17 protein-coding genes and 1 pseudogene are annotated in these 20,819 nt (G+C 72.2%); 12 read left to right on the forward strand and 6 right to left on the reverse strand.

From position 1 onward, the window contains the following. The gene (locus ACWCPI_RS06605) at positions 1 to 4,560 is read right to left on the reverse strand and encodes a ricin-type beta-trefoil lectin domain protein (protein ID WP_451037027.1); all 4,560 of its coding nucleotides are present in this window, start codon (positions 4,558 to 4,560) and stop codon (positions 1 to 3) included. Positions 4,561 to 5,180: 620 nt separating this feature from the next. Between ACWCPI_RS06605 and glmS the strand changes: the two genes are divergently transcribed. Continuing rightward, entirely contained in the window at positions 5,181 to 7,028 is a 1,848-nt protein-coding gene (gene glmS, locus ACWCPI_RS06610) for a glutamine--fructose-6-phosphate transaminase (isomerizing) (protein ID WP_451037028.1), read from the forward strand. On the opposite strand, the gene ACWCPI_RS06615 is transcribed toward glmS, so the two are convergent. Next, positions 6,989 to 7,201, reverse strand: a complete 213-nt coding sequence (locus tag ACWCPI_RS06615; protein WP_451037029.1) for a DUF397 domain-containing protein — start codon at positions 7,199 to 7,201, stop codon at positions 6,989 to 6,991. The genes glmS and ACWCPI_RS06615 overlap by 40 nt on opposite strands. Positions 7,202 to 7,295: 94 nt before the next feature. Between ACWCPI_RS06615 and ACWCPI_RS06620 the strand changes: the two genes are divergently transcribed. After that, complete coding sequence (locus ACWCPI_RS06620; protein WP_451037030.1) at positions 7,296 to 8,192, forward strand: hypothetical protein; 897 nt, start codon at positions 7,296 to 7,298, stop codon at positions 8,190 to 8,192. Positions 8,193 to 8,241: 49 nt separating this feature from the next. Here the strand turns inward: ACWCPI_RS06620 and ACWCPI_RS06625 are convergent, their stop codons facing one another. Then, positions 8,242 to 9,675 (reverse strand): NAD(P)H-hydrate dehydratase, encoded by a 1,434-nt coding sequence (locus ACWCPI_RS06625; RefSeq protein ID WP_451037031.1) that lies wholly within the window; start codon positions 9,673 to 9,675, stop codon positions 8,242 to 8,244. Between the two features lie 113 nt (positions 9,676 to 9,788). On the opposite strand from ACWCPI_RS06625, the pseudogene ACWCPI_RS06630 reads away from it, so the two are divergent. Further along, positions 9,789 to 10,013, forward strand: a pseudogene (locus ACWCPI_RS06630) (hypothetical protein); the annotation flags it as partial. A gap of 139 nt (positions 10,014 to 10,152) precedes the next feature. Here the strand turns inward: ACWCPI_RS06630 and ACWCPI_RS06635 are convergent. Continuing rightward, complete coding sequence (locus ACWCPI_RS06635) at positions 10,153 to 10,524, reverse strand: holo-ACP synthase (protein ID WP_451037032.1); 372 nt, start codon at positions 10,522 to 10,524, stop codon at positions 10,153 to 10,155. Positions 10,525 to 10,607: 83 nt separating this feature from the next. Here ACWCPI_RS06635 and ACWCPI_RS06640 point away from each other — a divergent pair, with 83 nt between their 5' ends. The 5 genes from ACWCPI_RS06640 (at position 10,608) to ACWCPI_RS06660 (ending at position 15,117) form a co-directional block, all read left to right on the forward strand. After that, positions 10,608 to 11,639: a L,D-transpeptidase family protein gene (locus tag ACWCPI_RS06640; RefSeq protein WP_451037033.1), complete on the forward strand. Its 1,032-nt coding sequence runs from the start codon at positions 10,608 to 10,610 to the stop codon at positions 11,637 to 11,639. A gap of 71 nt (positions 11,640 to 11,710) precedes the next feature. After that, a complete protein-coding gene (alr, locus tag ACWCPI_RS06645; RefSeq protein WP_451037034.1) occupies positions 11,711 to 12,877 on the forward strand; it encodes an alanine racemase in 1,167 nt (388 codons plus the stop codon). A gap of 178 nt (positions 12,878 to 13,055) precedes the next feature. Next, positions 13,056 to 14,297 (forward strand): alpha/beta fold hydrolase, encoded by a 1,242-nt coding sequence (locus ACWCPI_RS06650; RefSeq protein WP_451037035.1) that lies wholly within the window; start codon positions 13,056 to 13,058, stop codon positions 14,295 to 14,297. After that, positions 14,263 to 14,775 (forward strand): tRNA (adenosine(37)-N6)-threonylcarbamoyltransferase complex ATPase subunit type 1 TsaE, encoded by a 513-nt coding sequence (gene tsaE / locus ACWCPI_RS06655; RefSeq protein WP_451037036.1) that lies wholly within the window; start codon positions 14,263 to 14,265, stop codon positions 14,773 to 14,775. Before ACWCPI_RS06650 ends, tsaE begins: the two co-directional genes overlap by 35 nt. Positions 14,776 to 14,922: 147 nt before the next feature. Then, entirely contained in the window at positions 14,923 to 15,117 is a 195-nt protein-coding gene (locus tag ACWCPI_RS06660; protein WP_451037037.1) for a hypothetical protein, read from the forward strand. Between the two features lie 49 nt (positions 15,118 to 15,166). Here the strand turns inward: ACWCPI_RS06660 and ACWCPI_RS06665 are convergent, their stop codons facing one another. Then, positions 15,167 to 15,721 (reverse strand): hypothetical protein, encoded by a 555-nt coding sequence (locus ACWCPI_RS06665; protein ID WP_451037038.1) that lies wholly within the window; start codon positions 15,719 to 15,721, stop codon positions 15,167 to 15,169. A gap of 113 nt (positions 15,722 to 15,834) precedes the next feature. Here ACWCPI_RS06665 and tsaB point away from each other — a divergent pair, with 113 nt between their 5' ends. Genes tsaB through ACWCPI_RS06685 form a run of 4 tightly spaced genes read left to right on the forward strand, consistent with a single transcriptional unit; the run spans position 15,835 to position 18,416 of the window. Further along, entirely contained in the window at positions 15,835 to 16,491 is a 657-nt protein-coding gene (gene tsaB, locus ACWCPI_RS06670) for a tRNA (adenosine(37)-N6)-threonylcarbamoyltransferase complex dimerization subunit type 1 TsaB (RefSeq protein ID WP_451037039.1), read from the forward strand. A 56-nt stretch (positions 16,492 to 16,547) separates the two neighbouring features. Continuing rightward, positions 16,548 to 17,036, forward strand: a complete 489-nt coding sequence (rimI, locus tag ACWCPI_RS06675) for a ribosomal protein S18-alanine N-acetyltransferase (RefSeq protein ID WP_451037200.1) — start codon at positions 16,548 to 16,550, stop codon at positions 17,034 to 17,036. Next, positions 17,029 to 18,162 carry a tRNA (adenosine(37)-N6)-threonylcarbamoyltransferase complex transferase subunit TsaD gene (tsaD, locus tag ACWCPI_RS06680; RefSeq protein ID WP_451037040.1) on the forward strand — a complete coding sequence of 378 codons (1,134 nt, stop codon included), beginning with the start codon at positions 17,029 to 17,031 and terminating at the stop codon, positions 18,160 to 18,162. Before rimI ends, tsaD begins: the two co-directional genes overlap by 8 nt. After that, positions 18,159 to 18,416, forward strand: a complete 258-nt coding sequence (locus ACWCPI_RS06685) for a hypothetical protein (protein ID WP_451037041.1) — start codon at positions 18,159 to 18,161, stop codon at positions 18,414 to 18,416. The genes tsaD and ACWCPI_RS06685 overlap by 4 nt, the downstream gene beginning before the upstream one ends. An 87-nt stretch (positions 18,417 to 18,503) precedes the next feature. Here the strand turns inward: ACWCPI_RS06685 and ACWCPI_RS06690 are convergent, their stop codons facing one another. Further along, complete coding sequence (locus ACWCPI_RS06690) at positions 18,504 to 20,816, reverse strand: beta-xylosidase/alpha-l-arabinosidase (RefSeq protein ID WP_451037042.1); 2,313 nt, start codon at positions 20,814 to 20,816, stop codon at positions 18,504 to 18,506. Between the last annotated feature and the right edge of the window lie 3 nt (positions 20,817 to 20,819).

A 20,819-nucleotide genomic window follows, 5' to 3' on the forward strand; every position in this document is an offset into this window, starting at 1 on the left:
TCACTCTCGTCTCTGTGCGTCGGACAGTCCCGCGGGAGGGTTCGGCACCGCCGGAGCGGCCGCCGCGTCGGTGCGCCCGGAACGTGCCGCCCGGTGCCCACCGGCCACCTTGATCGCCTGCTTCAGCATCTCGTCGGAGACGCTGTTCATCAGTCCGTCGGAGCCCCACGGGACCGACCAGCTGATCGGAGTCCCCGGTTTGAGGACGTCGTCCAGGAGCGGCCCGCACACGGGGCAGGGCTGGCGCTCACTGTAGAGAGCCGCGATCTGGGTCGGCTTGAACCCCCGCCCGGCCAACTGGTCCAGAATATGGTTCTCCGAGTGGTATCCGCCGCCCTGGCTGTACCCCCAGACGTAGTCACCGGTCTTGGGGTCGTTCCAGCCCGGAACCTTCGCGACGGCGACGTTCCGCCGGTACTTGAACTCGTATCCGCCGGCGATCCTGGCCTTGAACGCGATGGTGCCGAGTTCGGTGCTGTTGTAGGCGACCATTCCCACGGGGCAGGAGGGCCCGGCCCTGGACGCCCCCGCGGTCAGCGCGCGGGAGCCCTTGGTGCATCCCTTGACGAGGTCGTCGAGGGCCTTGATGCCGAGCCCCATGGCGACCTCGTCGGACACCTTGAGGGCGCGCAGCCCCTTCCACGCGTCCTGGAAGCCGATTCCGGTCTTCGCGGCGGCGTCCAGCGCCCTGACCGCGTCGGTGAGGGCGGCCAGCGGCTTACTGAGCGGGAGGAACATGGCCGCGGTCCACGCGCAGGCGGTCTTGCTGCCGTGGAGGCACTTGATGGCGTCCCCGAGGATGATCTCGTAGAGGATCCCGCCGAGTGTGTCCCCGAAGAGGTTCTGCCAGCCGATCTTGATGATCTCGGAGCCGGAGAAGAAGTGCGACCACTCCACGTCCTTGAACGGGATGGTCTTCTCGTCGAGCCACTTCCACGCGCCCTTGGGGCAGCCCTGCGCGGTGGCGAGGGCGTCCTTGTCGGTGCACAGGTAGAAGTCCGTCTTGACCGTTCCGGTGACCTTGTACGCAGCGGTGCAGCCGACAAGAGGCGCGTTCGAGGGGCACTCGCCGATCTGCTTCGCGCTTTCGATCTTCGTCGTCTTCTCGTCGATGACGTAGAACACGCCCCCGACCCCGGTGCCCGCGCCCGTGGACACCTGCTCGTTGGCCTGCTCGCGTTCGGTCCGGTCGGCTGCCTCCTGGGCTTCCTTGGCGTACTTCTCGGCGTCCTTCGCGGCCTCTTCAGCCTCGGTCGCCGCCGCGTCGGCCCGGTCGGCCGCGGCACGGGCGTCCTTGGCCGCCTGTTCGGCCTCCGAGGCCGCGGTGCGGGCGGCTTGGGCGTCGAGTGCTGCCTGGTCGGCCGAGTCGCGGGCGTCCTTGGCGTGGTTCTCGGCGCGGCCCGCCGCCTTGTCGGCGGCCTCGGCGTCCGCGGTGGCCTGGCGGTTGAACTCGATGGTGCGGGCCAGGGACGCCGTCGCCTTGGACGCCGCCTTTGCGGCGTCGGCGGCGTAGCCGAGCGCTTCCTTGGCGTAACCCCGAGCGTCCGACGCGTGCTTGGCGGCGTTCGCGGCGTGCTGGTAGGCCGCCTTGGCGTCGCCCTGCGCCTGCTCGGCGAGGTTCTTGGCCGCCGAGGCTTCCGCCTCCGCGTTCTTGGCGTGGGCGTCGGCGACCGCCTTCTGCTGCTCGGCGATCGTCTTGGACGCCTGGCCGGTCAGGACCACCAGCCCGGCCGCCGAGTCGGTGTCGACGTACGGGGAGCCCAGCTGGATCGCGTCGTTGGCCGGCTTGGCGACCTGGGCGGCCGCCTTGCCCGCGTCGACCGCCGCCTGGGCGGTGACGTAGGCGAAGCCCGCGGCCTTCGCCGAGGCGGCCAGCGCCTTGACGGCCTCCTTGCCCGCCTCGTCGGCCTGCGACTTGGCCGTCCTGGCCTTCTTCTCCGCCTCGTCGGCCAGCTCGACGGCCGTCTTCGCCTCGGACGCGGCGTGCTTGGCCGCCGCGATCGCGTCCGCCGCGGCGCTGGTCGCGGTCTTCACCGCGGCGTCCGACTTCAGCTTCGCGGCCTGCGCGGCGTCCGCGTGCGCACGGGAGCGCTTGGCGGCCGCCTCGGCACGCGTGGCCGCCGCGTCCGCATCCTCGGCAGCCTTGGTGGCCGCGTTGGCTTCGGAACGGGCCCGGCCGGCGGCCGCCTCGGCGTCGTCCGCGTGCTTGTCCGCGTCGTTGGCGGCGGCTCGCGCGGCGTCCGCCGCCTCACCCGCGTCCAGGGAGTCGGCGTAGGCGGCCTTCGCGTCCGCCTTGGCGCGCGAGGCGTCGGCCTTCTGCTCGGCGTCCCACGCGTCGTCCCGCATGGCCTTGGCGTGGTCGCGGGCCTTGACGGCGGCGTTCTTCTTCTCGACCGCCGTGCCCTCGGCCGCCTCGGCCTTGTCCTTGGCGGTCTTCGCCTTCGTCGCCTCCGCCTCGGCGTTCTTCCTGTGCTGCGCGGCATCGGCCTGCTTGGCCGCGGCCTTCTTCTTCTCCGCCTCGGCCTTCTTCTCCTCGGCCTCCGCGGCCAGCCGCTTGGCGTGCGCCTCGGAGGCGGCCGCCTTGGCGTCACCCTCGGCCTTCAGCGCCTCGGCGAGCTTGGCCTCCGCGGTCTCCTTGTCCTTCTTGGCGTTGTCGCGGTGCACCTTCGCCGCGTCCGCCGCCGCCTTCGCCTGGGCCTCGGCCGCCGCCGCGGCGGCCTTGCGGAACTCCGCCTTCGACTGCGCCGCCTGCGCCAGGGCACGCTGCGCGACGGTCGCACTGTCACCGGCTGAGGCACGGGTGGCCGCCTCGGCGGTCTCACCGGCCTTCACCAGCGCCTCCAGAGCGGCCACGGTGCCCTTGGTCACCTGCGCCTTCTGCTGGCCCACCAGCAGACCCCGGCCGCGCGGAGCGCCACCCGCGTCCGCGATCCGGTAGGCCGCCTGCTCGGCGGTGTCACTGGCGGCGGCGGCCTTCTTCGCCACCGTCAACTGCGCCTTGATGACGTCCAGTTGCTTCTTGGCCTGAGCCTGCGCCGCCGCGATGCCCTTCTTCGCCTGCTCGAAGTGGGCCTTGGGCTGGGCCTCACCGTTGTGACCCTCGGGGACGATCCGGAACTTCTGCGGGTTGGTGCCGTTGCACGTCCACAGCCAGGAGTCGTGACCGTTGTCGAACTTGTTCAGGTCCAGGCACTTGCCGGTCGCGGCATTGCGCAGCTCGCCGACGCCGCGGACGTCGAAGTCCCACTGCTGGGCCTTGCTGCTGTTGCACGTCCAGATCCGGATCTTCGTGCCGTTCGCCGCGTTGCCGTTCTGCACGTCGAGGCACTTCTTTGCCGCCAGGTTCCACAGGCTGTAGCCGTCACCGTTGCCGATGATCTGCCAGTCCTGCGCGGCTGAGTCGTTGCAGGTGTAGATCTGGACCGGGGTGCCGTTGTCCGTCCTGCCGCCGGCGACGTCGAGGCACTTGCCCCTCGCCGCCTCGACCTGGATGGCGGTGAAGGAGTCGCCGATCCAGCCGATGCCGCCGGGGGACCAGTAGTCCTGCCAGCGCGTGAGGTGATCGGCGATCCACGACTGGCCGAGCAGGTCGGCCATCGCCTCGGAGCCCTTGGCGAGCGCCGTCGTGGCGTCGCGGTTGGCGTCGAGGATCTGGTTGCGCGGGACGGCCTGGGAGGCGATCTCCTGCTGCCACTCCTGCGCTGCCGTGTCCTCCACCTGCCGCAGGGCCTTGTTCGGGTCGATGGGGTCCCGCCAGGCGCACGAGGCGAACCGGGTCTTCATGTCCTCGACCGCGACCCGGTACTCGGGGGTGCCGGGCTCGGGAGCGGTACGGGGAAAGCCACCGGAGGCCAGGAACAGGCGGGCGTCGTCGCCGCCCTTGCCGTGGAACGTGTCGAAGAGCGCCTCGAAGGCCCGCTCCTCGTAGTACTGCCGCTGGCGCTCCTCGGCCGAGAGGTTCGGGTCGTAGGGCTTGTCGCCGTAGAGCGGTGCGCCCAGATCGGTGACGGCCTTGAGAGTCTTCTCGTCGGCCTTCGGCGTGGGGTCGTAGAAGTCGAACTTCTTGTTCCAGTCAGGAAGGCCGCCGGCCCACTTGCCCAGACCGGTCTGGTCGTAGAAGTCGTCGCCTTCGTGCACACCGGGCACCCAGTGGAAGGAGGCGTCGGTGAACCCGCTCGGGTTCCTCAGACCGTCGAGCGGCTTCTCCCACGCGTTCCTGCGGGCGTGCAGACGCTCCCAGGTGGCCTTCCAGTCGGTCTTGTCCTTCTCGTGCGCCTGCCGCAGCGGCCCGTCGAACGAGCCGTCCAGCGCGGCCAGTTCGCGCAGCTTCTCCGGCGTCTGGTTCAGCGCGTCCTGGGCGAAGCCGTACATGCGCGGAGCGCCCAGGCGCACGGCGTCCGCCATCAGGCACTGGTCGAACCGCAGCTGCTCGTCAGCCGTGGTCTCGTACCAGTCCTCCGGTCTGTCACTGGACCGGTTCGTCGCCGCACCCGTGAGACCGGCGAGGTTGGCGAGGTCGGGTCGTACCGCGAGCGTGGCCAGGACGGCGACCGCGCTCACGAGCAGGACGAGGCGGGCGAACAGCCTGCGTCTTCCTGACGTCGGCGTCAGGAAGGTTGGTGGTCTGGAACGCAAGGGGGCACCCCTTCATCGCAACAAGGGCAACCGGGAGCTCGGCCTCGGCCGGGGAGGCTCAGGCGGAGCAGGGGACGGGCGAGGTCGCCCTGGCAGGAGTCACGGACACCAGGAGCGCACCGGAGCGAGACGTACGGCGCGCAGGTGCTGCGGCATGAGGATCCCCCTGAAGCGACACTGTTCCCCCGGTCGCTGACGGACGCGCGCGTCCACGGAACTGGTCATGATCCCGTCACGCGCGGCGTAACCATAGTCATGAGGTGGCGGCATGCGGCAAGGGTGTTTTGTGCGGGTGGGGAGGCTGGCGTGAAAGCGCTCACCGGTCCCGCGGCCCTTCCCTTATGTTCGTTCTCTTTGTGTACCAGGCGGTTTCTGTGCCCCTTGTGTGTAAATGGTGATGATCATGTCTCTGTCGACGCATGAGGATGGCCGAATTTCGACCGTCGCTTCGCGGGGTCGGCGTGCGTTCCCACCCGGGTGGGGATTTCCGATTTCGGGCACGAAGTGCCGGAAACGGGCCGTGCGTGGAACGTAGGCTGCGCCTCATGTGCGGAATCGTGGGATACGTGGGGTCGCAGTCGGCGCTCGAAATCGTGACCGCCGGGCTGAAGCGGCTGGAGTACCGGGGCTACGACTCGGCCGGGGTCGCCGTGCTGGCGGACGGCGGGCTGGCGGCCGCGAAGAAGGCGGGCAAGCTCGTCAACCTGGAGAAGGAGCTGACGGAGCGTCCGCTGCCGACCGGCACGACGGGCATCGGGCACACCCGCTGGGCCACACACGGCGGGCCGACGGACGCCAACGCGCACCCGCACCTCGACAACGCCGGGCGCGTCGCCGTCGTGCACAACGGGATCATCGAGAACTTCGCCGCCCTGCGCGCCGAGTTGGCCGAGCGCGGGCACGAGCTGGCCTCCGAGACCGACACCGAGGTGGTCGCCCATCTGCTCGCCGAGGAGTTCTCGGCGACGGCGGACCTCGCCGAGGCCATGCGGCTGGTGTGCCGGCGGCTGGAGGGGGCCTTCACACTGGTCGCGGTGCACGCCGACGAGCCCGACGTGGTCGTCGGCGCACGGCGGAACTCGCCGCTCGTGGTGGGTGTCGGGGAGGGGGAGGCCTTCCTCGCCTCGGACGTGGCCGCGTTCATCGCGCACACGCGCTCGGCGATCGAGCTGGGGCAGGACCAGGTCGTCGAACTGCGCCGGGACGGCGTGAGTGTCACCGGGTTCGACGGGCGGCCGGCCGAGGTCCGCTCCTACCACGTCGACTGGGACGCCTCGGCCGCCGAGAAGGGCGGCTACGACTACTTCATGCTCAAGGAGATCGCCGAGCAGCCCAAGGCAGTCGCCGACACACTGCTCGGACGTATCGACGCCTCCGGTTCGCTGACGCTGGACGAGGTCCGCATCAGCGCCTCCGAGCTGCGCGAGGTCGACAAGGTCGTCATCGTCGCCTGCGGTACGGCCTTCCACTCCGGGCTGATCGCCAAGTACGCCATCGAGCACTGGACCCGCATCCCCTGCGAGGTCGAGCTGGCGAGCGAGTTCCGCTACCGGGATCCGATCCTGGACCAGCAGACCCTCGTCATCGCGATCTCCCAGTCCGGCGAGACCATGGACACGCTCATGGCGCTACGGCACGCCCGCGAGCAGGGCTCCAAGGTGCTGGCCATCTGCAACACCAACGGCTCCACCATCCCGCGCGAGTCCGACGCCGTGCTGTACACGCACGCCGGTCCGGAGGTCGCGGTCGCCTCGACGAAGGCGTTCCTGACCCAGCTGGTGGCCTGCTACCTGGTCGCGCTCTACCTCGGCCAGATGCGCGGCACCAAGTGGGGCGACGAGATCCGGGCCGTCATCCGCGACCTGTCCCGGATCTCGGGCGAGGTCGAGCGCGTCCTGGAGACCATGGAGCCGGTACGGGCGCTGGCGCGCGGCCTCGCAGACAAGAACACGGTGCTGTTCCTCGGGCGGCACGTCGGCTACCCGGTCGCCCTGGAGGGCGCGCTGAAGCTGAAGGAACTCGCCTACATGCACGCCGAGGGGTTCGCGGCGGGCGAGCTGAAGCACGGCCCGATCGCCCTGATCGAGGACGACCTGCCGGTGGTCGTGGTCGTGCCCTCGCCACGGGGGCGCTCGGTCCTGCACGACAAGATCGTGTCCAACATCCAGGAGATCAGGGCTCGGGGTGCGCGTACGATCGTGATCGCGGAGGAGGGGGACGAGGCGGTCGTGCCGTACGCGGACCACCTGATCCGGATCCCGGCCACGCCCACCTTGCTGCAACCGCTGGTGGCGACGGTGCCGTTGCAGGTGTTCGCCTGTGAGCTGGCCACCGCCCGGGGGAACGACGTGGATCAGCCTCGGAACCTGGCGAAGTCGGTGACGGTGGAGTAGTCGGCTTTCACAGCGTCGACGAAGGCGGAGAAGGCTCCGGCCGGGAAGGTGAGGGTTGCCCTGGCCGGGGTCTTTGAGTCGCGGATGGCGGTGTGGGTGGGGGAGGTCGCGATCTCAACGCAGTTGTTGCCGTCGCCTTCGCCTGAGTAGGACGACTTGCGCCAGTTGCCCATGGGCTGCCTCACACGCGGCAGCTGGGCCAAGTACGAGTGGTGTGACCTCGTCGCGGCGTGACGCGTTGATCACGTCGTACCGAAAGGAGAGCTGATGGTCAGCTCGTCGCACGAGGCACTGCACCGGATCTTCCAGAAGGACCCGGCGCTGCTGACACGGGCGCTTCAGCGCGTGTTGCGTGTCCCGTTCCCCGAGCCGCGAGAAATCGCCGGCATGAATGTGGACCTGACGGAGATCGAGCCCGTCGAGCGGCGCGTGGACACACTGCTGCGGGCGGACACGGACGAGGGCGCGTACCTCCTGGTCGTCGAATCGCAGGGGAAGCCGGACGACAGGAAGCGTGGAAGCTGGCCGTACTACCTCTCGTACCTCTACGAGAAGTACCGTTGTGAGCCGGTCCTCATCGTCATCACGCAGAACAGGGCGACGGCGCGTTGGGCCGCGGAGCCCATCTACCTCGGCCTGCCCGGGTGTCACTCGCTGTCAGTCCGACCGCTCGTGCTCGGCCCGGACAACGTACCGGTGATCGCGGACGAGCGTGAGGCCGCGCGGGACGTTTCCCTTGCGGTGCTCTCGGCGATGACACACGGCCGGGGGCCGCGCGCGGCCGCCATACTGGAACCGCTGGCAGCCGCCCTGCGGACCGTCGATGCCGACAGTGCCGCGGCCTTCGTGCAGTTCGTCGACTCCTGCCTGGCCGATCCCCAGGCGCAACAGATCTGGAGGGACCTGATGACGGCGATCAACTACTTCTGGCGGCACCCGCTGGCGCAGCAGGTGCGCGAAGAGGGCATCGAGCAGGGCATCGAGCAGGGCATGGAGAAGGAACGCGCCGCGAAGGTCCTTCAACTCCTCGACCTGCGCGGCATCCCGGTCCCGGGCTGGGTCCGCGAGCGCGTGGAGGCCTGTTCCGACCTCGACCGGCTCGACGCATGGTTCGAGCGGGCGCTTCATGCGCGCAGCGCGGAGGACCTGTTCGTCGACGGCTGACCCCCAGCCGGGTGACCCCGTGGGGCTGCCCTCGCCCCACCCGGACCCCTCACGCCCGCACCTCCCGCCAAGCCCCCGGAATCCCCTCAGCCACATCGTGCGCCCCCACCGGCGCCCCGTCCGCCACGAGCCGTGCCGACAGGCCGTGCAGGTACGCCGCGGCGCTCCCCGCGTCCAGCGGAGCGAGCCCCGCCGCCAGCAGCGAGCCGGCCAGTCCTGACAGCACGTCCCCGCTGCCCGCCGTGGCCAGCCAGGACGTCCCCGTCGGATTCACCCGGACCGCGCCTTCGCCCCCGGCGTCCGCCACCAACGTCGTCGAGCCCTTCAGCAGCACCGTCGCCGCGTACCGCCCCGCCAACTCCCGTACCGACGCCAGCCGGGCCCCCTCGACCTCCTCGCGGGAGACCCCGAGCAGCGCCGCCGCCTCCCCGGCGTGCGGGGTCATCAGCGTCGGCCCCGTCCGCCCCCGTACCGCCGCCGCGTCCGCCAGCCGCAGCCCGTCCGCGTCGATCAGCACCGGTACGTCCGTCGCCAGCACCTCCGCCACCGTCGCCGCGTCGTCCCCGGCGCCCGGGCCGACCACCCACGCCTGCACGCGCCCCGCCTTCTTCGGCCCCCGGTCCGACACCAGCGTCTCGGGGAACCGGGCGATCACCGCGTCGCCGGCCGGACCGACGTACCGCACGGCCCCCGCGCCGCCGCGCAACGCCCCCGCGACCGCGAGCACCGCGGCGCCCGGGTAGCGGGCCGAGCCCGCAGCGATGCCCACGACCCCGCGCCGGTACTTGTCCGACTCCGCCGCCGGAACCGGCAACAGGCGTGCCACGTCAGCGTGTTGAAGCGCCTCCAGTTCCGCCCCGGGCGGCAGGTCGAGCCCGATGTCCACCAGCCGCACCACGCCGGCGTACTCCCGCGCCGGATCGATCAGCAGCCCCGGCTTGTGCGTGCCGAAGGTGACGGTGAGGTCGGCCCGCATCGCCGTGCCCCGTACCTCGCCGGTGTCCACGTCCACGCCGCTCGGCAGGTCCACCGCGACCACGGCGGCCCGGGACCGCTCGGCGGCGGCGGCCAGCGGTGCCGCCTCCGGCCGCAGGCCGCCCTTGCCGCCGATGCCGACGATGCCGTCCACGACCAGGTCCGCCCGTTCGATCAGCTCCTCGGCGGCGTCCGTCCCGACGGCCCGGCCGCCTGCCCGCCGCAGCGCCGCGAGGCCGCCCGCATGCGCTCGCCCGGGCGTCAGCAGAACCGCCGTCACCCCCGCTCCGCGCCTGGCCAGCCGGGCCCCGGCGTACAGGGCGTCGCCGCCGTTGTCGCCGCTGCCGACCAGCAGGACGACCCGGCTGCCGTACACCCGGCCCAGCAGATCCGCGCAGGCCGCGGCGAGTCCGGCCGCCGCCCGCTGCATCAGCGCCCCGTCCGGGAGCCGTGCCATCAGCTCCCGCTCGGCCGCCCTTACCGTCTCCACGTCGTACGCAGTCCGCATGCGACCGAGTCTCTCCCGTACCCGGCGAAGCACGGCGCATCCGTTGACGCTTTGCCGTGGCTTTGCCAAACTCACCCGCCCCGGAGGGTCACACTCCGCGCCGCCGCCGGCGCCAGGCGGACGCCGAGAACGCCGGGACCGGCACCGGTTACGCCGCCTTCCGCATGGCCAACCGCAACGGGCGGGTGGGCAGTTCCTACCCGACCGACATGCGGGTGGGCGAGGTGATCGCGCGCGGCGGCGGACATGGGGTGTTCTGCGTCTCCGAGAGCGGCGGGGCGGTCATCGACAAGGTGACCCTCTCCAGCACCGGCAACGACTCGGTCCTGATCGAGAACCGCAAAAGCTCTCCCTGATGGCGGAGTTGGTGACGGTCATGAACACCAGCCGGTCCATCTGCTGAAGGCTGGCCCGAACGGTGGGGGACGACCGGTGACGCAGGAACAGGACCGGTGACGCAGGACCGGTGGCGCAGGCTCAGCCCTCCGCCACCACCACCGCCGACGCCACCCCGGCGTCATGGCTCAACGACACATGCCAGGACCGCACGCCCAGTTCGGCCGCCCGGGCCGCCACCGTCCCCGTCACCCGCAGCAGCGGCCGGCCACTGTCCTCGACGCAGACCTCGGCGTCCGTCCACAGCAGACCCGGGGGCGCCCCCAGCGCCTTGGCGAGGGCCTCCTTCGCCGCGAAACGGGCCGCGAGCGAGGCCATGCCCCGGCGTTCGCCGCTGGGCAGCATCAACTCGCTCTCCAGGAAGAGCCGTTCGGCCATCCCGGGTGTGCGCCTGAGTGCGGCCTCGAACCTGTCGATCTCGGCCACGTCGATTCCGACCCCGATGATGCTCATGCCCAGCACCCTATGGGCCTCGATAGGGTGACCCCCCAGCGCGGCACCCGGCGCCCGGTACCCCCGCACGCTTTTCTGAGCGCATGATCAGCGGACGTATCGCATGCCGGAGCATCGCCGTGGTGCTCGTCGCGGCCTCCCTGCTGCCCGTCGGCAGTGCCTCGGCCGACCCCGTGCCCCCGGTTTCGGGGGCGGAGGCCGACCGGGTGTCGCCGGCTTCCGGGGCGGAGGCCGACGCGGTGGCGCCGGCTTCCGGGGCGGAGACCGACCCGGTGGCGCCGGCTTCCGGGGCGGAGACCGACCCGGTGCCGCCGGCCTCCGGACCTGAGTCACCCCCTGAGTCCGACCTCGTGCCCGGCGTCCCCCTGAACGTCCTCCAGCTCTGGCAGACCGACACGCCCGACCAGGCGCTGCCGCCGAGGGTGTACAAGCCCAGCCCCGAGGAGGACGCCGTCGAGCCGCGGGACGCGCCGGCCGAGGCGGACGACCTCGTGGAGTACGTGCCTCCCATGGACGCCCTCGAGAACGTGAAGTGCAGCGAGGAGACGGGCCCCCACCAGCGGCAGGTCGAGAAGTACCTGAAGCTGAAGGTGGACGGGGAGCAGTCGGCCGCCGACTGCCGGGCCGTGCGCGCCTTCCAGAAGAAGCACCGGATCAAGCCCGCGATGGGCTTCGCCGGACCGGTGACCTGGGCCACCATGCAGCTGGTCGCCGCTCGCAAGAACCCCAACGCCGGCAAGAAGTGCCCGGTGCGGGCGCAGCGGGTCGCCTGCGTCGATCTGGACCGGCAGCTGGCCTGGGTGCAGAACGGCAGGAGGGTCGTGTTCGGGCCCGTGCACATCCGCAGCGGGCGGGCGGGGTACGGGACGCGCGCCGGCTGGCACCGGATCTACTGGCGGCACAAGAACCACGTCTCGTCCCTGTACAACAGCCCGATGCCCTACTCCCAGTTCTTCAACGGCGGCCAGGCCTTCCACGGCGTCTACGGCAGCCTCTTCACTCCGGTCGGGTCCATGGGCTGCGTCAATCTGCGCCTGGACGACGCCCGCGCGCTGTGGCGCGTGCTGAAGAAGAACGACCGGGTGTACGTGTGGGGTCACAGGACCGAGGAGTAGACACGGCGGAGCAGGTCTCCGGGTCCCGTCTCGGCGGCGCTGTCGGACCCCTCTGAGACACTGGGGGCGCCATGACAAAAACAGCAGCTCTGCGGACCGCGCCCCTGCGAGCCCGCGCCGAGATCGATCTGGCCGCTCTGCGGGCCAACGTGCGGACCCTGCGCGCCCTCGCGCCCGGCGCGGCCCTGATGGCCGTCGTCAAGTCGGACGCCTACGGCCACGGGGCGTTGCGCTGTGCCCGCGCAGCCGTCGAGGCCGGGGCCGGCTGGCTCGGCACCGCCACGCCCGAGGAGGCCCTCGTGCTGAGGGCCGCCGGCGTGGACGGCGTACGGATCCTGTGCTGGCTGTGGACGCCGGGCGGGCCCTGGCGGGAGGCCATCGAGGCGGACGTCGACGTCTCGGTGAGCGGCATGTGGGCCCTGCGGGAGGTCACCGAGGCGGCCCGCCGTGCCGGCGCTCCCGCCCGCGTGCAGCTCAAGGCCGACACCGGGCTCGGGCGGGGCGGCTGCCAGCCGGGCGAGGACTGGACCGAGCTGGTGCGGGCGGCCCTGCGGGCCGAGGCCGACGGCCTGATCCGGATCACCGGGCTCTGGTCGCACCTCGCCTGCGCCGACGAGCCGGGCCACCCCTCCATCGCCGCCCAGCTCACCCGCTTCCGCGAGATGGTCGCGTACGCCGAGGAGCAGGGCGCGCGACCCGAGGTGCGGCACATCGCCAACTCGCCGGCCACGCTCACCCTGCCGGACAGCCATTTCGACCTGGTGCGCACCGGCATCGCGACGTACGGCATCTCGCCCAGCCCCGCGCTCGGCAGCCCCGCGGACTTCGGCTTGCGGCCCGTGATGACCCTGACGGCGTCCGTCGCGCTGGTGAAGCACGTGCCGGGCGGCCACGGCGTCAGTTACGGGCACGGCTACGTCACCCCGGGCGACACCACCCTCGGCCTCGTCCCCCTCGGCTACGCCGACGGCATCCCCCGGCACGCGTCCGGCGCCGGTCCCGTCCTGGTCGGCGGTAAATGGCGGAGCGTCGCGGGGCGGATCGCGATGGACCAGTTCGTCGTCGACCTGGGCGGCGACGAGCCCGAGCCGGGTGCCGAGGCCGTGCTGTTCGGGCCCGGTGACCGCGGCGAGCCCACTGCCGAGGACTGGGCGCAGGCGGCCGGGACCATCGCGTACGAGATCGTCACCCGGATCGGAACGCGCGTTCCGCGCGTCTATGTGAACGAGTCCGTGTAGATGGGGCCCTCCAGAGGCGTCCATGCGCGTGCATGCGGCCGAGTGCGGGTGTGTGAGGGCATGTGTCTCTGTGAATGAGGAACGAGACGGGTAACCCGTAACCGACCACTGCAACGGAACACCGGCACCATCGATCACCTCAGCCACACCGGGCACACCCAGCGAAGAGGAGCGGTACGTGAGCGAGAGCAGCGCGGAGGTCGTCGCGGCCGTCGCCTCCGCCACGGGGGCGGCCGCGAACTGGCGCAGGGCGACCGGGTTCGCCGGTGCGGCGATAGGCGTGCTCGCGGCGGGCGCGGCGGCCGGCGTCGCCATAGAGCGGATGACGGTGGGCCGCGGCATGCGGGCGAAGGCCCGCCTCGCCCTGGACTCGGCCGGGCCGTACGGCTCGCTGCGCGGTCAGCCCGGGAAGGCGTACGCCGACGACGGCACCGAGCTGTACTACGAGGTCGACGACCTCGACCCGGAGGCGGCCCCCGCCCTGAGCCCGCGCCGCCGGCGCCTCTTCGGACGCAAGGCCCCCGCCCCCGTCACCGTCGTCTTCAGCCACGGCTACTGCCTCAGCCAGGACTCCTGGCACTTCCAGCGCGCGGCGCTCAGGGGCGTCGTGCGCACCGTGCACTGGGACCAGCGCAGCCACGGCCGCTCCGGGCGGGGCGTCGCCCAGACGCAGCAGGGCGCGCACGTCGACATCGAACAGCTCGGGCGTGACCTGAAGGCCGTCATCGACGCGGCCGCGCCCGAGGGGCCGCTCGTGCTGGTCGGCCACTCCATGGGCGGGATGACGGTGATGGCGCTGGCCGACCAGTTCCCCGAGCTGATCCGGGACCGGGTCGTCGCCACCGCGTTCGTGGGTACCTCGTCCGGTCGGCTGGGCGAGGTCAACTTCGGGCTGCCCGTCGCCGGGGTGAACGCGGTGCGGCGGATCCTGCCGGGCGTCCTCAGGGCGCTGGGGCAGCGCGCGGAGCTGGTGGAGAAGGGGCGCCGGGCCACCGCCGACCTGTTCGCCGGGATCATCAAGCGGTACTCCTTCTCGTCCCGGGACGTCGACCCGGCCGTCGCCCGGTTCGCCGAGCGCATGATCGAGGGGACGCCGATCGACGTGGTCGCGGAGTTCTACCCGGCCTTCACCGACCACGACAAGACCGAGGCGCTCGCCCTCTTCACGGACATGCCGGTGCTGGTCCTGGCCGGGGTGGGGGACCTGGTCACACCCAGCGAGCACAGCGAGGCGATCGCCGATCTGCTGCCGGAGGCCGAACTGGTCCTGGTCCCGGACGCCGGGCACCTGGTGATGCTGGAACACCCGGAGGTGGTCACCGACCGGCTGGCCGACCTGCTCACCCGGGCGGGTGCCGTGCCCGCAGGGGCTACCGTAAGTGGCTATGGAAGCACCAGCAGCACCGCACAACGCGGGTGACATCGAGCTCACCGTCACTTCTCCCGACCAGATGCGGGAACTCGGCCGCCGCCTGGCCAAGCTGCTGCGCGCGGGCGACCTGCTGATGCTCAGCGGGGAGCTCGGCGCGGGCAAGACGACGCTGACCCGGGGGCTCGGCGAAGGCATGGGGGTCAGGGGAGCGGTCACGTCCCCCACCTTCGTCATCGCCCGTGTCCACCCCTCCCTCGTCGACGGCCCCCCGCTGGTCCACGTCGACGCCTACCGGCTGTCCGGCGGCCTGGACGAGATGGAGGACCTCGACCTCGACGTCTCGCTGCCGGAGTCGGTGATCGTCGTGGAGTGGGGCGAGGGCAAGGTCGAGGAACTGACCGAGGACCGGCTCCAGGTCGTCATCCACCGGGCCGTCGGCGACACCACGGACGAGGTACGCCATGTGACGGTGACCGGGCTCGGGGAGCGCTGGACCGCGGTGGACCTGAGCGTGCTGTCCGCCTGAGCGGGGCGGGACGGTGCGGACCGGATGAACATTCCGACAAGACGTCGGCAACATATTGCGTTCGTGGTCTTGTGCGTGGTCACATGGTATCCAGTCCGTAGTTAGGTGTGCCTAACCACGGTCCGCCCCCGGCCCCAGGAGGCGTCCATGACGGCATCGGAGAACACGACTCCCGACGAGGTGCGGCCGCACCCACACTCGTACCCGCCGGTCGCCGGGGTGTCCATGCGTGACCTGCTCGCGGCCGGTGCCGCCGCCGACCTCATCTCCACCCCGCCGCGCCTGACCGATCCGGAGACGGCCCGTCCGCCCGCCCGGCACGGGCACCGCGAAGCCGCGTAGGAAGCTTCGCCGGCCGGTGCTCCGCGGACCGCCGAGGGCCCAGGGCCGCTCAGGGGATCACGGCCACCGTTCGGCCGATCGTCGCGAACTCCCACATCGCGGCGCCGTCCTCCCGTGACTCGCGGATGCCGCCCGTCTTCATGGCCGGGGCCGGCGCGTGCGTCGAGCCGTCGACGGCCGCGCTGAAGCCGACGGTGACGCCTTCCACGGTGGTGAAGCGCACGACGTGCTCGACGAGGGCGCCGTCGGAGCCGGTGACCGTGCCCGAGCGGGACGTGACCACGTAGACGCCCGGCGCCGGGTCGACCGATCCGGGGGTGACCCGGAACGTGCGCCTGACCTGCTCACCCTCGCCGACCAGCCACACCCGCCCGCCGCCCACCGAGTACACGACCCGCACACCCGTGCCGGACCCGGCCGGCAGGGCGCGGTCGTCGCGGTCGCGGGAGCGGCCGGCGGAGACAGCCGCGTCGGGTGAGCTGCTCGCACGGGGCTCGCCCAGCGGGCCCGGCACGGTGGCGGAGGCCTGGTAGGTGAGGAAGCCGACGGCCGCGAGAGCCGCCGCGGTGAGCGCCGCCACGAATCCCGAGCTGCTGCCTGCCACCGTCGCCCACCTCAGCGTTCGTGTCGTACGTCGTGATCGAGCCGACCGTAGCAGTCGTCAAGGGCCCGACCGGGGCGGCGCTTCCCGGGGCGCGGGCGCCGTAGGCTGTTTGCGTGCTCTTGCTCGCTCTGGATACCGCCACCCCCGCCGTCACCGTCGCCCTGCACGACGGCACGGACGTCATCGCCTCCTCCAGCCAGGTCGACGCACGCCGGCACGGCGAACTGCTGCTGCCGGCCGTCGACCGCGTCCTCGCCGAAGCCGGTGTGAAGCTCGACGCCGTCACCGGCATCGTCGTAGGCATCGGGCCCGGCCCGTACACCGGTCTGCGCGTCGGTCTGATGACCGCCGACACCTTCGCCCTCGCCCTGGGCGTCCCCGTGCACGGCGTGTGCACCCTCGACGGCCTCGCCTACGCCGCCGACATCGAGAAGGGCCCCTTCGTCGTCGCGACCGACGCCCGGCGCAAGGAGGTGTACTGGGCGCGGTACGCCGACTCCCGCACCCGCCTGACCGACCCGGCCGTCGACCGGCCCGCCGACATCGCCGACCAGGTCGCCGGACTGCCGGCCGTCGGCGCGGGCGCGCTGCTGTACCCCGACACCTTCCCCGGCGCCCACGAGCCCGAGCACGTGTCGGCGGCGGCCCTCGCGGCACTGGCCGCCGAGCGGCTCGCGGCGGGCGAGGAGCTTCCCGCGCCCCGGCCGCTGTACCTGCGCCGGCCCGACGCCCAGGTCCCCAAGAACTACAAGGTGGTCACCCCCAAGTGACAGGACAGCCGACCGGACCGGAGACCGGGCCGCCCCTGACTCCTGCGCTGCGCGAGATGCGCTGGTGGGACATCGACGCCGTGCTGGAGCTGGAGAAGGACCTCTTCCCCGAGGACGCCTGGTCCCGGGGCATGTTCTGGTCCGAACTGGCCCACTCCCGCGGCCCCGGCGCGACCCGGCGCTATCTCGTCGCCGAGGACGGCGGGCGGCTCGTGGGGTACGCCGGGCTCGCCTCCTCCGGCGACCTCGCCGACATCCAGACCATCGCCGTCGCCCGCGACCACCAGGGCACGGGGCTCGGCAGCCGTCTGCTCACCGAACTGCTGCGGGCGGCGACCGACTTCGACTGCGCCGAAGTGATGCTGGAGTGCCGGGTGGACAACGTCCGCGCGCAGAAGCTGTACGAGCGCTTCGGCTTCGAGGCCATCGGCTTCCGGCGGGGCTACTACCAGCCGGGGAACGTGGACGCCCTGGTGATGCGACTGACCGACCCATCCACTTCCGTACCAGGAACACCCGCACAAGGAACCGAGATCAATGGCTGACTCACGCGACGAGCCTCTCGTACTCGGCATCGAGACCTCCTGCGACGAGACCGGTGTCGGGATCGTGCGCGGCACCACCCTGCTCGCCGACGCCGTCGCCTCCAGCGTCGACGAGCACGCCCGCTTCGGCGGTGTCGTGCCGGAGGTCGCCTCCCGGGCGCACCTGGAGGCGATGGTCCCGACCATCGACCGCGCCCTGAAGGAGGCGGGTGTCTCCGCCCGCGACCTGGACGGCATCGCGGTGACCGCGGGTCCGGGCCTCGCGGGCGCGCTGCTGGTGGGCGTCTCGGCGGCGAAGGCGTACGCCTACGCGCTGGGCAAGCCGCTCTACGGCGTCAACCACCTCGCCTCCCACATCTGCGTGGACCAGCTGGAGCACGGCGCGCTGCCGGAACCGACGATGGCGCTGCTGGTGAGCGGCGGCCACTCCTCCCTCCTGCTCTCCTCGGACATCACCTCCGACGTCCGCCCGATGGGCGCGACCATCGACGACGCGGCCGGCGAGGCCTTCGACAAGATCGCCCGGGTGCTGAACCTGGGCTTCCCCGGCGGTCCGGTCATCGACCGGTACGCCCGCGAGGGCGACCCCGAGGCGATCGCGTTCCCGCGGGGTCTGACCGGACCGCGCGACCCGGCGTACGACTTCTCCTTCTCCGGTCTCAAGACGGCCGTCGCCCGCTGGATCGAGGCCAAGCGGGCCGCGGGCGAGGAGGTTCCGGTGCGGGACGTCGCGGCCTCCTTCCAGGAGGCGGTCGTGGACGTGCTGACCCGCAAGGCCGTGCGGGCCTGCAAGGACGAGGGCGTCGACCACCTGATGATCGGTGGCGGCGTGGCGGCCAACTCCCGGCTGCGGGCGCTGGCCCAGGAGCGCTGCGAGGCGGCCGGTATCCGGCTGCGGGTGCCCCGGCCCAAGCTGTGCACGGACAACGGCGCGATGGTGGCCGCGCTCGGCGCGGAGATGGTCGCGCGGGGCCGGCCGGCCTCCAGCTGGGACCTCTCGGCGGACTCGTCGCTGCCGGTGACGGATCCCCATGTGCCGGGCGACTTCGGGGACCGGGGCCACGGTCACGGCCACCACGGTCACGACCATGTGCACGAGGTCAGCAAGGAGAACCTCTACTCATGACGGTCGCCCTGATGTGGGAGGCGCGTGCGGTGCCCGGCCAGGGGGAGGCACTGCTGGCCTGGGCGCGGGCGCAGGAGCTGGCCGCACGGCCCCTGCGCCGGGAGACCCTCCGGGCACCGCAGGACCGGGTGCTCGTCATCACCTGGTGGGACGCGGAGCTCGACGCCGACCTTCCCGAACTGCCCGAACCGGACGCCGAGTTGGTCACACGGGCGGTGCACCGGTGGCGGTTCGAATCGGTGGACGGGACCTGACCGGGAGCGCCCGCGGCCTGCTGCCCGGCCGGCCACGGCTTGCGCGGTGGCGTGCCCGACCATCCGGCCCCGTCCGCCACGCGCGGCTCAGGCCCGCGCCGTCACCTCGGCCGGGCACCGCAGCCGCCGGTCCGCCCCCACCTGCCGTACCGGCCCCGTGAGGTTCAGCCGCGTGGTGTGCCGTACGTCCGTGCTGGACGCCGCCAACCGCAGTTCCAGGACGCCCGGTTCGACCACCCTTCGCCCCGAACGGTCGGTGAACGACGACAGATCGGCGTGGAAGCGGAAGGCCACCCGGGCCGCCTCGCCCGGCGCCAACTGAACCCGCTGGTAGCCGATCAGGCGTACGTCCGGCCGGGTGACCGACGCCACCGGGTCGTGCAGGTACAGCTGGACCACCTCGGCACCCTCGCGGTCACCGGTGTTGCGGACGGTGAGTGAGAGGTCATGGGTGCCCTCGGTGGTGATCTCCGTGGCGGTCCCCTGGAACGCGTCCCACGTGAACTTCGTGTACGACCGCCCGTGTCCGAACGCGTACAACGGCGTCGGGTCCAGGTTGCTGACCTCGCCCGCGAGCCCCAGCGGCGGCTGCAGGTACGTCCACGGCTGGCCGCCGGGTTCGCGCGGCACGCTCACCGGCAGGCGGCCCGACGGGCTGACCCGGCCCGACAGCACCCCGGCCACGGCCGGGCCGCCCTCCTCACCCGGGAAGAACGCCTGGACGACGGCTGCCAGCCGCCCCTGCCAGCGCCCCAGTGCGTAGGGGCGGCCGGTGAGGAGGACCAGGACCACCGGGACACCGGTCGCCACCAGGGCGTCCAGCAACTCGCCCTGCACGCCGGGCAGCCGCAGGTCCGTCGCGTCGCAGCCCTCGCCCGACGTGCCACGGCCGAACAGTCCCGCCCGGTCGCCCAGTACCGCCAGGCACACATCCGCCTCCGACGCCCGGGCCACCGCCTCCTCGAAGCCCGCCGTGTCCGCGTCGGAGACCCCGCAGCCCTCCGTGAACGTCACCTTGGCGTCGGGCAGTTCGGCGCGCAGTGCCTCGAGGACGGTGGGGATCTCGATGCCCGTCGGGACGTCCGGGTGGTGCGTGAGCACATGCGACGGGAAGGAGTAGCAGCCCAGCATCGCCAGGGCGTCGGCCGCGCGCGGGCCCACGACCGCGATCCTCGTGTCGGGGGCAAGCGGCAGCACACCGTCGGGGTTGTCGAGCAGCACCACGGACTCCTCGGCCAGCCTTCTGGCGACCGCCCGGTTCGCGGGGGAGTCGAGGTCGACCGGGCCGGTGGGCTCCGGGGTCCAGTCCTCGTCGAGGAGGCCCAGCTCGCACTTCTGCAGCAGCACCCGGCGGGCCGCCCGGTCCACCAGCTCCTCCGGGATCTCGCCGGCCCGGACGGCCTCCACCAGGGGGGTGCCGTAGCACTTCAGGGTGGGAAGCTCGACGTCGATGCCGGCTGCCAGCGCCGCGTGGGCCGCCTCGGCGGGGTCGCCCGCCACGCGGTGCAGCGTCTCCAGGAAGCCGATGCCGAAGTAGTCGGCCACGACCGTGCCGGTGAAACCCCACTGTTCACGGAGGAGTTCGGTCAGCAGCGACGGGTCCGCGGAGGCCGGCACGCCGTCCGTCTCGTTGTACGCCGCCATCACCGAGCGCGCCCCGCCCTCGCGCAGCGCCATCTCGAACGGGGGCAGGGTGATGTCCGCGAACTCCCGGACGCCCGCCCGTACGGGTGCGAGGTTGCGGGCGCCCGCCGAGGACGCGTACCCGGCGAAGTGCTTGAGCGTGGCGACGACGCCGGCCGACTCCAGGCCCCGGACGTAGGCCGCGCCGATCGTGCCGGTCAGGTAGGGGTCCTCGCCGATGGTCTCCTCCACCCGCCCCCAGCGCGGATCGCGTACGACGTCCAGGACCGGCGCGAGGCCCTGGTGGACGCCCACCGAGCGCAGGTCCCGGCCGATGCGCCGGGCCATCACCTCCACGAGCGGGGGGTCGAAGGTGGCCCCCCACGCCAGCGGTACCGGGTAGGCGGTGGCCCGCCAGGCCGTGAAGCCCGCCAGGCACTCCTCGTGGGCCACCGCCGGGATGCCGAAGCGGCCGGCCTCGGCGATACGGCGCTGGGCGCGGGCCAGTGCCTGCGCGCCCAGCGCCGGGTCCACGGGGGCGGTGCCGAAGGAGCGGGTGAGCTGCCCGAGGCCGTGGGTGATCAGCTCGTCGTACTCGTCGGCGGAGGCGGCGGTCATGTCGTGCTGGTGCGGGGCGACACCCTCGCCGTCCGTGGCGGCGCCCACCCACACGCCGTACAGCTGGGCGGTCTTCTCCTCCAGGGTCATCCGGGAGAGGAGGGCGTCGACGCGGTCGGCGGCGGACAGGGCGGGGTCGCGCCAGGGGGCGGGGGTCATGAA

The organism is Streptomyces sp. NPDC001920, from assembly GCF_053594495.1.